Origin of the sequence: uncultured Ruminococcus sp., assembly GCF_937915125.1 — a bacterium.
Lineage (GTDB): Bacteria > Bacillota > Clostridia > Oscillospirales > Ruminococcaceae > Ruminococcus_C.
The window spans coordinates 1-13,458 of record NZ_CALDMP010000066.1 but is presented as its reverse complement, the minus strand read 5'-3'; the positions used below and the strand labels follow the sequence as shown (position 1 = coordinate 13,458).

At 50.0% G+C, this 13,458-nt stretch carries 11 protein-coding genes; 1 reads left to right on the top strand and 10 read right to left on the bottom strand.

Going from position 1 to position 13,458, the window contains the following annotated elements:
- Positions 1-141: 141 nt before the first annotated feature.
- The 7 genes from Q0418_RS06750 to Q0418_RS06720 form a co-directional block, all read right to left on the bottom strand.
- Positions 142-1,776 carry a class I adenylate-forming enzyme family protein gene (locus Q0418_RS06750; protein WP_298483384.1) on the bottom strand — a complete coding sequence of 545 codons (1,635 nt, stop codon included), beginning with the start codon at positions 1,774-1,776 and terminating at the stop codon, positions 142-144.
- A gap of 5 nt (positions 1,777-1,781) precedes the next feature.
- Positions 1,782-2,381: an indolepyruvate oxidoreductase subunit beta gene (locus Q0418_RS06745; protein ID WP_298483383.1), complete on the bottom strand. Its 600-nt coding sequence runs from the start codon at positions 2,379-2,381 to the stop codon at positions 1,782-1,784.
- A complete protein-coding gene (gene iorA / locus Q0418_RS06740) occupies positions 2,381-4,120 on the bottom strand; it encodes an indolepyruvate ferredoxin oxidoreductase subunit alpha (RefSeq protein ID WP_367276241.1) in 1,740 nt (579 codons plus the stop codon). Before iorA ends, Q0418_RS06745 begins: the two co-directional genes overlap by 1 nt.
- Positions 4,121-4,333: 213 nt before the next feature.
- Positions 4,334-4,696 (bottom strand): P-II family nitrogen regulator, encoded by a 363-nt coding sequence (locus tag Q0418_RS06735; protein ID WP_295215242.1) that lies wholly within the window; start codon positions 4,694-4,696, stop codon positions 4,334-4,336.
- 20 nt (positions 4,697-4,716) lie between these two features.
- Positions 4,717-5,961, bottom strand: a complete 1,245-nt coding sequence (locus Q0418_RS06730; RefSeq protein ID WP_298483381.1) for an ammonium transporter — start codon at positions 5,959-5,961, stop codon at positions 4,717-4,719.
- A gap of 384 nt (positions 5,962-6,345) precedes the next feature.
- A complete protein-coding gene (locus Q0418_RS06725; RefSeq protein ID WP_298483380.1) occupies positions 6,346-7,785 on the bottom strand; it encodes an AAA family ATPase in 1,440 nt (479 codons plus the stop codon).
- A 15-nt stretch (positions 7,786-7,800) separates the two neighbouring features.
- Positions 7,801-8,529, bottom strand: a complete 729-nt coding sequence (locus tag Q0418_RS06720; RefSeq protein ID WP_298483379.1) for a TVP38/TMEM64 family protein — start codon at positions 8,527-8,529, stop codon at positions 7,801-7,803.
- Positions 8,530-8,736: 207 nt separating this feature from the next.
- On the opposite strand from Q0418_RS06720, the gene Q0418_RS06715 reads away from it, so the two are divergent.
- On the top strand, positions 8,737-9,627 hold the full coding sequence (locus Q0418_RS06715; protein WP_298483378.1) for a cohesin domain-containing protein: 891 nt from the start codon (positions 8,737-8,739) through the stop codon (positions 9,625-9,627).
- Between the two features lie 173 nt (positions 9,628-9,800).
- Here Q0418_RS06715 and Q0418_RS06710 read toward each other — a convergent pair whose 3' ends face one another.
- The 3 genes from Q0418_RS06710 to clpB form a co-directional block, all read right to left on the bottom strand.
- A complete protein-coding gene (locus tag Q0418_RS06710) occupies positions 9,801-10,154 on the bottom strand; it encodes a DUF6465 family protein (protein ID WP_298483377.1) in 354 nt (117 codons plus the stop codon).
- Between the two features lie 20 nt (positions 10,155-10,174).
- Complete coding sequence (locus tag Q0418_RS06705) at positions 10,175-10,450, bottom strand: HU family DNA-binding protein (RefSeq protein WP_295215224.1); 276 nt, start codon at positions 10,448-10,450, stop codon at positions 10,175-10,177.
- A 293-nt stretch (positions 10,451-10,743) separates the two neighbouring features.
- Positions 10,744-13,344, bottom strand: a complete 2,601-nt coding sequence (gene clpB, locus Q0418_RS06700; RefSeq protein WP_298483376.1) for an ATP-dependent chaperone ClpB — start codon at positions 13,342-13,344, stop codon at positions 10,744-10,746.
- Between the last annotated feature and the right edge of the window lie 114 nt (positions 13,345-13,458).

Here is a 13,458-nt window from a genome sequence, read left to right as displayed (position 1 = left end):
ACCGGACAAATTTCTCTGCCCGGTTTTAATGATTCATATTACGTTGAAAACGTTCCACCGGAACGTTTTCAAGGGCTAAAGCAATACCACGCAAAGCCGTCATGCGTTCTTTATGCGGTGTTGCCTTTCGTGAACAGAGACTCAGCCCTGATTTTCCTTTTCAATCAGGCAATCGCCGCAGTACATTTTCCGCAGCTTCGGCTTTTCAATCTTTCCGGTGGCGTTCCGGGGAACGGGAGCAAAAATAATCTTCCGGGGACGCTTATAACGGGGCATACCCAGACAGAATTCATTGATCTCTTCTTCGGTGCACTCCACGCCCTGTTTCAGTTCCACAATGGCTGTGGCGATCTCGCCCAGACGCTTGTCCGGAAGTCCGATCACGGCAACGTCCTTGATCTTCTCGAATTTGCTCATGAAATTCTCGATTTCAACGGGATAGATATTTTCGCCGCCGCTGATAACCACGTCCTTTTTCCGGTCTACCAGGAAATAGAAGCCATCCCCATCCTGCCGTGCCATATCACCGGTATAGAGCCAGCCATCGTGAAGCACCTCCGCAGAAGCCTCCGGATTATTGTAGTAGCACTTCATGACGCCGGGACCTTTGACTGCCAGTTCACCAACACCACCCTGTGGCACATCCTGTCCGTTTTCGTCAATGATCTTGACCTCCCAGCCATAGCCCGGTACACCGATGGCACCGACCTTGTGGATATTTTCCAGCCCCAGATGCACACAGCCAGGACCGATGGATTCGCTAAGCCCATAGTTGGTATCATACTGGTGGTGGGGGAAATATTCCTTCCAACGCTTAATAAGACTCTGGGGGACAGGCTGTGCGCCGATGTGCATCAGCCGCCATTGACTCAGCTCATAATCCTCCAGACGGACAGAGCCGTTGTCCAGGGCTTCCAGAATGTCCAACGCCCAGGGCACCAGCAGCCAGACAATGGTACACTTTTCCCGGGAAACAGTCTGCAAAATGGTTTCCGGATTAACGCCTTTCAGCAGCACAGCACGGCCGCCAGTCAACAGACTACCGAACCAGTGCATTTTTGCCCCCGTGTGATACAGGGGCGGAATGCAGAGAAATACGTCGTCTTTGGTCTGGTGGTGGTGATTCTGTTCCACTTTGCACGAATGCATGAGACTGCGGTGGGTATGCAGAATAGCTTTGGGGAATCCCGTTGTTCCCGAAGAGAAATAAATGGCAGCATCGTCCTCGTCCTGGATGGAAATGCCAGGGGAGATACTGGCGCAGTTTGAGGTCAGCTTGTCATAGTCCTCGGCAAAGGATGGACAGTCGCCGCCTACATAAAAGAGCAGCCGATTTTTGCTGATGGATTCAGCAATGGTTTCAATGCGCCCGATAAATTCGGGACCGAATACCAACACGTCCACATCTGCCAGATCCAGGCAATACTGAATTTCCTCTGCACTGTAGCGGAAATTCATAGGCACAGCAAGAGCACCGGTTTTCAGAATACCAAAATAAATGGGCAGCCACTCCAGACAGTTCATGAGCAGAATAGCAACTTTGTCTCCCTTTTTGACACCACGGCTAATGAGCAGCTGGGCGAAACGGTTTGCCTTTTCATCAAAGACATGCCAGGTGATCTCCCGGCGGTACCAGAATGATGAAGTGGGCTGGATCAGATCATAATCTTTCCAGAGCACACGGCGTTTTTCCTGAACCTGGGGATTGACCTCCACCAGGCAGACATCATCGCCGTATTTCCGGGCATTTTCTTCTAAAAGTTCCGTAATTGGCATACTATTTACTCCTGTTCTTCCGTTGTATCAGTGCCGGTGTAGGTATAGCCGGTGAGGAATGCGGTCTGATTGATAGAAACGGTTTTTGGCGGTACCGTATCTGCAATGACATCCAGCCATTCTTCCTTAGAAAATTCCATTTTCTGTGCAGCAACCCCGAGAATAATGGTGTTGAACACACGAGAATTGCCCAGCTTTAGGGCTTCTGCAGTGGCATCTACTGCCAGCACTTTGTAGGACTGCCGGAGTGTATCCAGAATACCCTCCGGATATTCCGCTGCACCAATGACAACGGGCATGGGGTCAATGCGGGTGTCGTTGACGATAATTGCACCATCCGGTTTTAAGAAGTGGGCATAGCGCAGGGCTTCCAGCCGTTCGAAGGCAATGAGAATATCTGCCTGTCCCTCTTCCACAATTGGCTCAGCCACAGTTTCGCCATAGCGTACAAAGGTAACAACACTGCCGCCACGCTGTGCCATGCCGTGTACCTCAGACAGCTTTACATCATAGCCGCCGGTCAGAGCGATCTTGCCCAGCACACGGCTGGTGAGGAGCGTACCCTGTCCGCCTACGCCTACGATCATAATATTTTTGGACTGCATTATGCTTTGCCTCCTTTTTCCCTTGGGATCAGTTCAATGGCACCGAATTTACACCGTTTTGCGCAGAGTTCGCAGCCGTTGCACATTGCCGGGTCGATCTTCGGCACGCCGTTTTCCTGCTTGATCATTGCCGGACAGCCTGGCGCAAGGCACTGACCACATTTTTTGCAGACATCATCGTGGACGATACACTTGCCCTTGGGGACGAATTCCTTTAAAAGTGCACAAGGAGACTTTGTAATAATCACAGACAGTGCATCACGCTTTGTCTCCCGTTTCAGCAGTGCCTCCAATCCTTCGATGTCAAAAGCATCGATCTCATAGACATGTTCGATGCCCATTGCCTGACAAAGGTGATAGATATTGATGGCATAGGTCGGTTCACCCTGGAGTGTCTTTCCCGTTGCCGCATGATCCTGATGTCCGGTCATGCCGGTGGTGGAGTTATCCAGGATAATCACTGTTCCTGTTGCCTTATTGTACACCATATTCATCAGGGAATTGACGCCGGTGTGCAGGAATGTGGAGTCGCCAATGAGCGCCACCCAGTCCTGGACATATTCCTTGCCCTTTGCCTTTTCCATGCCATGGAGTGTGGAAATGCTGGCACCCATGCAGACATTGAAATCCAGTACGCCCAGAGGTGCAACTGCCCCCAGGGTGTAACAGCCGATATCGCCTGCGCCGTGAAGTTTCAGTTTTTTCATCACAGAAAAGACGCTGCGGTGAGGACATCCCGGGCAGAGAATGGGTGGCCGCTGAGGTGCTTCTGCCGGATGTGTCAGTTGTACATCCTCATGAAGAATAGCACGGCGCAGCATGTTTGCGCTGTATTCGCCCTGTACTGTGAAGATTTCCTTGCCGATAACAGAAATACCCCAGGAGCGGATCTGTTCTTCCATCACCGGTTCCAGTTCTTCCACAACATAGAGCGTCTCCACATTTGCGGCAAATTCCTCGATTAGTTTTTTCGGCAGGGGATGTACCAGACCCAGTTTCAGGACAGAAGCATCCGGCAAAGCCTCACGGACATACTGATAGGGAATACCGCTGGTAATCACACCGATCTTCTTATCACGGTATTCTATGCGGTTGATGTCAAATGTGCAGGCATCCTCTGCCATCTGCTTCATGCGCTGTTCCACGATCACATGGCGCTTTCTGGCATTCGCCGGCATGAGGACATTCTTTTCGATGTTGCGGACATAAGGCTTGTCCGGTACTTCTTCCCGTGCCTCCGTGTGTACGATGCCTTGAGAGTGGGAGAGCCGTGTGGTAGTGCGGACGATCACAGGCGTGTCATACTGTTCACTATATGTAAAAGCAAGCTTTGTGAAAATGCGGGCTTCTTCGCTGTCCGACGGCTCCAGCACCGGAACCATAGCGGCACGTGCCACCATCCGGGTGTCCTGTTCGTTCTGGGAGCTGTAAATGCCCGGGTCGTCTGCGGCAACCAGCACCAAACCGCCGTTCACACCGGCATAGGCAATAGAATACAGGGGGTCGGATGCCACGTTGACACCCACAAGCTTCATAGAAGCCATGGCACGGACGCCGGCAATGGATGCGCCGATGGCGACTTCCATGGCAACTTTTTCATTGGGAGACCATTCGGCATAGATCTCGGGATATTTTGCAATACATTCGCTGATTTCTGTGCTGGGCGTGCCCGGGTAGGCGGCAGAAACCTTTACACCGGCTTCATAGGCACCCTGTGCAATGGCAGCGTTCCCCAGCATAATTCTGGAATTGTTCAACAGATTCCCTTCTTTCGATGGATTTGGTCTGTCAGAATATTGACAGTGAAAAGGAGACACCGTTTCAGACAGTGTCTCCTTATTATTGTAATACATTTTTCGACAAACCACAAGACATTTTACAACTTTTGTGTACTTTGTATAGATACAAGGCGCATTCTTGTGCAGTTTCACAATGCAGCTGCTGGAATCAACTTATTCCGGCTGAATGGCATCATACCCAGTTTCCTTGGTACGAATCCGCATGGCTTCCCGGACATCGTAACTGAAGATCTTTCCGTCGCCGATATTCCCGGTATATGCCGCTTTCTGAATGGTATCAATGGTTTTTTGCTCCCATTCTTCTGAGGAAACAAGCACCTCCAGCTTGATCTTCGGGAGCATCTGAATTTCCACCTGCTGGTGACCACGCACATAGGCATATTCTTTCAGACCACGCTGGGTGCCGCAGCCCATGACCTGATAGCAGGTTACACCATGCACATCCAGTGCTGCCAGTGCATCCAGCACATCCTCCAGCTTTTCTTCCCGGATAATTGCTTCCACTTTAATAATCATCTCTGTCTCTCCTCCTGTAATTAGTCTAAGCCGTTAAACGACGGATATGCCGATTCGCCGTGCTGCGAGCGATCCAGACCGATGCGCTCATCCCGTTCGCTGACACGAATCTGACCGGTGAGCAGCCGGGTAATACCGTAGCAGATCAGCGTACCCACAACTGCCACGACAATGGTAATACCGATACTAGCCAACTGCATGAGAAACAGCTTTGTATCGCCGAAGAACAAGCCGTTGCCCTGACCGATATCGTTTATCGAAGCCTTCGTGAACAATCCGGTGCAGATACCGCCCCAGATACCGCCGACACCGTGGCAGCCGAATGCATCCAGCGCATCATCATAACCGAACTTTTTCTTTGCCCAGGAGATCATGAAGAAGCAAATAGGCGAGGTGGTCAGACCAATGAGAATTGCTGCCCAAATGGGCACAAATCCTGCGCCCGGCGTAATGCCTACCAGCCCGGCAACCATACCTGTGCATGCACCCACAAAAGTTGCCTTCTTGTTCACCAGAACATCGCACAGCATCCAGGAGAGCATGGCTGCTGCCGAGGAAACTGCCGTTGTGACAAAGGCATGGGCTGCCAGACCATCTGCTGCCAACGCAGAACCCGCATTGAAACCGAACCAGCCAAACAGCAGGATAAATGCGCCAAGTGCAACCATGGGAATGCTGTGAATTTTATAGTTTGCTCTTGTATAGTCGTAACGCTTTCCAAGCAGAATACAGAGCACCAATGCCGTAATACCAGAGCTGATATGCACTACGTTGCCGCCAGCAAAGTCTACCGAACCGATCTCCGCCAGGAATCCGCCGTCTGCCCAGACCATGTGCGCCATGGGATAATATACCACCAGACTCCACAAAACCAGGAATACAAACAGGGACTTAAACCGCATTCTTCCGGCAACAGATCCAGTAATCAGCGCCGGCGTAATAACAGCAAACATCATCTGGAACAGGCAGAATACCATATTGGGAATCTGCTGTCCCTCCACATAGGGTTCCGTCAGAGATACACCTTCCAGACCAAACCAGCTGAAATCACCAATTATGCCAAAATGATCTGTTCCGAACGAAAGGGAATAGCCGAACAGTACCCACATGACAATTCCTGTACCAATGGTAACCACCGAAGCGAACATGGTGTTCACAGCGTTTTTCCGGCGCACCAGACCACCGTAAAAACAAGACAGACCCGGCGTCATAAAGAATACCAACGCTGCACATATCATCACAAATGCAATATTTCCAGAATCCATAATTCTTTGTCCTCCAAACTGAATGATATCTCGTAATGTTTTCACATCAAGGAATCACCACTGCAATGCAGAAGTTCAAGCAGCAACGCCATTGTTTCCGCCATTCGAAACAATCGCCGGAGGACACAAAAAAGCGCCTTGTGCAGCGACTGCGCTGTACAGGACGCCATTGTCCGTATTCGAAATGAATCCTTCTCTGCCGGATTCTTCCTCATGTGATTAGTATACAAGAAACTTATGAAATATAAATATATTGTCTGTGAACAAAGATAAAATTGTCATTTCCGGGCATATAGATAAGAGAAATCAGACGAAAATGCCCGGATTTTGTCCTTTAAGACAACGCCGTACAAAGCCGACAGGCGCTTTTTGTGCGGTATTGCCTTAGGTCAAAGCGATACTCTCCACATCCTCCGGCAAAAGAGTCAGCAGAATCTCGTCTGAAATCGTCCCCTGAATCTGCGCCAGACGATCTGCCTGATTGGTCAGTGCAAATTCGAAAAAGTTGCGAACATCACGGGCATTGGCGAAATTCTTTCCGGCATCTGCACTGCGTTTCCGGAAATATTCCTGCACATAGGCATAGGCCTCCGGAGTCATTTTCAGGCAGTAGCTGTCGCAGATATCCGAGAAGATCTCCATAAGTTCCTCCGGCGTGTAGTCCGCAAAGACAATGACCTGGCGGAAACGGGAACGAAGACCTGGATTCACATCCAGGAACTGTTCCATTTCATCGGGATAGCCGGCGACAATGACGATCAGGTCATCCCGGTGATCTTCCATTTCCTTGAGCAGCGTGTTCACTGCCTCTGTGCCGAAATCGTTTCCGCCGGAGGAACTGGTGAGAGTGTAGGCTTCATCAATAAAGAGCACACCGCCCATAGCCTGATCTATGACCTTTTTGGTCTTGATGGCAGTCTGTCCCACATAGCCGCTGACAAGGGTGGCACGGTCGGCTTCCACCAGATGTCCTTTTTTCAGAATACCCAGCCGGGCATAAATTTTTGCAAGAAGCCGTGCGACAGTTGTTTTGCCCGTACCGGGATTGCCGGAAAAGACCATATGCAGGGATGTCTGGGGCAGTGGAAGCCCTCTCTGCTGACGGAGACTGCGAATCTTCAAAAGATTGATCAGGCTGTCCAGTTCTTCCTTAACGCTTTGCAGACCAGTCAGAGCGTGGAGCTGTTCCATTAGTTCCTCCAGTGTTTCCGTTGGCGAATCGGTAACTGCTGCCTCTGTCACTACTGGTTCTTTGGAAAGAGGCACCGGCGGCAGATCCTGCCCGAATTCTTCCGGGACAGTGGCAGGACGTTCCCGGTCAACGCACTTGCACTTTGCCATTGCGGCTGTACGATAATTGGTCAGTTGCTGCATAATAGAGCGCTGGACAATCTGCTGCTGGGGATCCACGCTGCCGGCAGTCTTGATGGAAAACTGATTGCCCAGCTGTTCCAGGGTTTGCAGCCAGAGAAGAGATACGCTGCCGTCTGTGCCGTTTCCATTCAGATCTGCACGGATCAGTGCCGACAAAAGCGCCAGAAGAGAATCCGCTGTACCGGAAAAGGAAATGGCATTCTGCTGTAAAAAGCGTTCCAACATGGGGGTTGTCATGGACTGGTGCAGACAGGTGTTGATGTAATCCGTCTCAGCATCAGTGATCACCCGATCCTGATTTGCCAGAAACAGCAGATATTTCAGGCTGGCAAAGCCGGCATATTCGGAAAAAGACATCTGGCTGCCGGTCACCTGAATTCCCTGGGATGCATATGTATGATACAGCGTATCGAGATACGCCAGTGATGCCTGTAAATTGTTGTGCTGCATAATGCGGCTCCTTTCTCAATGGGTGTGTGTTTCTGATTTTTTTGCCTTCCGTTCTGCACGCTTGTCCACATGTTTCTTGATCATCCATCCGGCAAATGCCAGCAGCAGAATGACACCGGTCAGAACAATGGTCAGGGTATAATTACCGTCCCAGAGGCTGCCACCCAGAAAAACAGTCAGGATAGTGGCAGGTGTTCTGCCCAGGGTGGTCAGCAGAAACAGGTGCATGGGCTTGATTCTGGAATTGAAGGAAACAAGGTAAGTGAGCACGTCCTTCGGCAGCCCCGGCAGCAGAAATACTAGGAAGATCAGAAGTTCCGTGCGCTTTCCCTTCAGGAGGAAATCAAATTTCTGGAAGTGCTTTTCTGATACAAAGCGGTCTACCAGAGGTTTGCCGATCCACTGCACCAGATAATACACCAGCACCGTTCCCAGAAAAAATCCTGCCAGAGACAGTGCAAGTGCACCCCATTCTCCGAAGAGCACGCCGCCGATCATGGGCACCGGACCGCCGGGAATGACAGCAATGACCACCTGTACCACCTGGAGCAATACAAAGAGCAGCGGTGCAAAGATGCCGAAAGCCTGCATTTTTTCAATAATGACAGCCTGTCCTTCTTCGCTGGAAAGCAGCCGTGTCAGGGGCAGCATTGCAACACAAGCCCCAATGCAGACAATCACTGCCGCCAGCAGCATGAGGATCGTCCGCCAGGAAACTGTTCGTTTTGTGTTTTTCTTATCCATACAGAATCGCTCCCGTAAATTTTGTTCTTTGAGCTGTATTTCTACAAAGGAAAAAAACATAATTCCTATAACAGTATACCCCGATTCTACGAAAATTGCAACCCCTATTTGTGCCTGTTTATGACATTTTTACAAAAGGACTTGACATTTCTTTCAGAAGCGTGTATAATAAGACGTATCAACAAAATTCAGAAAGGAACTTGTTCTATGAAATCAACTCGAGCAAGATGGATTGCCTGCCTGCTGGTTTGTGCGATTGGGGTAACGTGCGGTGCATGCGGCAAGGAAAAGAAAAAAGAAAAAGAAGGTTCCGATGCTGTAGAAAACAGTGTCGGCACAATGGCTTCAGAAGATCTGGAAAAGATGCAGAAGCAGGAAATGACATTTAACTATGCAATTGAAGAGGATGACGAAACTTCTGGAAATGCAGATGTTCCTGTAAACCAGGGTGTCAATAGCCAGGGCGGAAACAATTCCGGTGGGGATACTTATGTTGTTGTCACTGACGATGCTGGTCAGCCGGTTGTCGATGAAAACGGCAATACTGTCACCGAAGTTGTCAGCGGGGGAAACAGCGGAAGCTCGAATGGAAATTCCAACGAGAGTTCCACTGCCGGCAATAACAACACCACCTCCGAAAACGGCGATACATACACTGCCGATTACAAGACTTTCCAGGCATACTGGCTGGACATGTCCTCCGGCGGAAACGTTGTCTGCAACGGTGACTTCCTGGATGTTACCTTTAAGATCAAGGAAGATGCTCCGGACGGCAACTATGCCCTCACAGCCGGTGCAAATGACTTTGCAAACTGGGATGCAGAAAGCGTAAATGTTGCTTTCGTGGAAGGTGATATCGCCGTAGGCAGCGCTTCGCAGAAAGAAGCCGGCACACCGCAGAACGGCACATTTTCTATTACTGCCGGAACTGCAAAGGGCAACCAGGGTGACGAGGTCACAGTTCGCTTTGACATGTCAGACAACCCCGGTATCGTTGCACTGATCTTCCGCTTCAAGTATGATGCAAATGCACTGGAAGTAGTGGATGCAGTAGTTGGCGAAGATTGCAGTGATTCCATTGAAATGGCAATGTCTTAATCACTTTTTTCATACGATCAGGGCACGCGGAAGAAATTCCGTGTGCTTTTTTTATCTTATCACGAAAAAAATCCGCACAGCCAGCCTGACCATGCGGATATTTTTAAGGCAACACCGCACAAAGATCGCATCTGACGCACAATCTTTGTGCAGTATTGCCTTATCTATGTCTTTTAGAGTGTGAACGAACCGGAATCACCGTTGATCACATAGTACACCGTACTTTCCTCCGGCTTCACATACAGCTTAATGTCCTTTGCCGCGGTTTTCTTCTGACCGTGTTCCGCAGCCCATGCCACAATGGCACGTTCCGTCAAAACATCAGTGCTCCACTCCGCACCGCCGTACTGCAGGCTTACGCTAACAGTTTTGCGTGTGCGTGTCGTCTTGGATGCGGCAGCTGTTTCAGCCTTTGCAGCTGTCGTTTTTGCAGATGTTGCTTTTGCTGCTGTCGTTTTTGCAGCGGTTTTCTTTTCTGCAACAACCGGTGTCTTGGCGTCTTCTGTTTTCTTCGTTGTTCTCGCCATGGTTCATTCCTCCTGCATTCTTATGCGTTGACAGATTCTTTCAGGTTCTTGCTTGCCTTAAATACCGGTGCCTTGGAGGCAGCAACCTGAACCGTCTCACCGGTACGAGGATTCTTGCATTCCTTTGCGCTGCGTTCCCGTACTTCGAATGTACCGAACTTGGAAATGGTCACCTTATCACCAGAAACCAGTGCTTCACGAATTGCGTCAAAAACAGCATTGACAAGTGCTTCTGCATCTTTCTTTGTGCAGTAATTCTCCTCGTGCAGTTTTTCGATCAGATCAGTTTTTGTCATATTTCATACTCCTTCAAAGTTTAATCTACTACGAATTATATACTATTCTTTTTCATTTGTCAAGAACTTCTCAGAAAAATGACATTTACACGGATTTTCGCCAGTTTTGGGCGCATTTTTTATGGAAAAACACATAAAAGTTCCTTCAAAAATTGCAATACGTGTATTCACAGTCCATTTCTGAACTCTTTTGCCGTCATCGGAAACAGTCGATATCGCAGGCAGAAATAGAACGGCAGTGCCGCACATTTTCCATGCAGCACCGCCGATTCGCTTACTATTTATCGTTCTATTTATTGACAGGTCAGCTTTACTCCGTCATAGCCGATCTTGATTTCAGTCCCCGGTGCCGGATCATCTGCAATGATTTTTCTGGCAACCAGTGTTTCCAGCTTGGACTGGATCAGACGCTTCAGGGGACGTGCACCGTAGTTGACATCATAGCCCTGTGCCACAATAAACTCCTTTGCTTCATCGGAGACAGACAGTTCTAGCTGTTTGTCCTCCAGACGCTTGCGCAGTTTGTCCAGCAGCAGATCAACAATGCGGAAGATCTCTGTCCGGTTCAGGGGCTTGTAGAATACGATCTCGTCCAGGCGGTTCAGGAATTCCGGACGGAACTGCTGCTTCAGCAGGACATCCACTTCCGCTCTTGCCTGTTCGGAGATATTGCCGTCTACATCAATGCCCTCCAGAATGTTGGGGGAACCCAGGTTAGAGGTCAGAATAATAATGGTATTCTTGAAGTCCACGGTTCTGCCCTGAGAGTCGGTGATCCGTCCATCGTCCAGAACTTGCAGCAGGATATTAAAGACATCTGGATGCGCTTTTTCTACCTCATCCAGCAGTACCACGGAATAAGGCTTCCGGCGAACGGCTTCAGTCAGCTGACCGCCTTCCTCATAGCCCACATATCCTGGAGGCGCTCCAATGAGACGGCTCACGCTGAACTTCTCCATATATTCGCTCATGTCGATGCGGACGATGTTGTTTTCATCGTCGAACAAAGCTTCGGCAAGTGCTTTCGCCAGTTCAGTTTTGCCCACACCTGTAGGACCGAGGAACAGGAACGAACCCAGTGGACGGTTCGGATCCTGAATACCGGCACGGGAGCGCAGAATGGCTTCGCTGACCTTTTCCACAGCTTCATCCTGTCCGATGACACGGCGGTGGAGTACATCTTCCATGTGCAACAGCTTTTCCCGTTCACCCTCCATGAGTTTGGAAACTGGGATACCTGTCCAGCGACCCACGATCCGGGCAATTTCCTCTTCCGTAACCTTATCACGCAGCAGGGAGTTCTTGCTTTCTTTCTGCTGCTCTGCCAGAGCTTCTTCCTCTTCCAGCTGCTTTTGCAGTACCGGCAGTCTGCCGTATTTCAGCTCAGCCGCCTTGTTCAGATCATAATCACGCTCCGCACGTTCAATCTCAGCATTGACCTGTTCCAATTCCTCACGCAGCTTCTGCACTTTGGAAATAGCGTCCTTTTCGTTTTCCCACTTTGCCTTCATTTCGTGGAACTGATCCCGCATTTCGGACAGTTCCTGTTGAACTTCCTGCAAATGAGCTTGGGACAGCTTGTCGTCCTCTTTTTTTAAGGCAGCTTCTTCAATTTCATGCTGCATGATCTTCCGGCGAATCTCATCCAGTTCTGTGGGCATGGAGTCCATCTCTGTCCGGATCATAGCGCACGCTTCGTCCACCAAGTCAATTGCCTTATCCGGCAGGAAACGGTCTGTGATATACCGATCAGAGAGCGTTGCCGCTGCGATCAGCGCCTGATCCTGAATCTTGACGCCGTGGAATACTTCGTAGCGTTCTTTCAGACCACGCAGAATGGAAATCGTATCCTCCACAGTCGGTTCGTCCACCTGTACAGGCTGGAACCGGCGTTCCAGTGCAGCATCCTTTTCGATATACTGGCGGTATTCGTTCAGGGTAGTAGCACCAATGCAGTGCAGCTCCCCCCGTGCCAGCATCGGTTTCAGCAGGTTGCCTGCATCCATAGCACCGTCCGATTTGCCAGCGCCAACAATGGTATGCAGCTCGTCAATAAACAGGATAATACCGCCTTCGCTCTTCTTGACTTCGTTCAGGACAGCCTTGAGACGTTCCTCAAATTCGCCCCGGTATTTTGCCCCGGCAATGAGTGCGCCCAGATCCAGGGAAAAGATTTTCCGGTCTTTCAGATTGTCAGGCACATCACCACGGACGATCCGCAGCGCCAGACCCTCAGCAATTGCCGTTTTACCAACACCCGGTTCACCAATGAGCACCGGATTATTTTTCGTCTTTCGGGAAAGAATACGGATGACGTTCCGAATCTCGCTGTCCCGTCCGATCACGGGATCCAACTTTCCCTCACGTGCACGCTCTACCAGATCCTGCCCGTACTTCGTCAGCACATCATAGGTCTCCTCCGGGTTCTGGTCTGTCACACGCTGGTTGCCACGCACTTTTATCAATGCGGCAAGGAATGCATCCTTTGTCACAGAGAAAGGTTTCAGCACATTGTTCAGCGTCTTGCCCATGGCATCGAACAAGCCCAGCATCAGATGTTCTACAGAAATATAGTCGTCTTTCATGCGTCCGGCTTCTTTTTCTGCCTCCCGGAGTGCACGATCCACATCCTGAGAAACATAGACCTCATCCGCTTTACGTCCGCTGCCTGTCACAGCCGGCAGGGCGTCAATGGCGTTTTTCAGCTGTATCTGGACATTGTCCACAGATACGCCCATCTTCTCGAACAGCTGCGGAATCAGACCGCCGTCCTGCTCCAGCAGCGCACACATCAGATGCACTTGTTCGATCTGCTGATTCTGGTTTTCCACTGCCAGCCCATTGGCTGCCTGGATGGCTTCCAGGGATTTTTGCGTCAGTTTTTGTGCATTCATAGCCCATACCTCCTATATAATTCAGACAATTTATCTTTTACACTTTTACTGCCATTACTATAGGCAATACCGCACAAAGATTGTGCGTCAGATGTACTCTACGAGCATAAACTT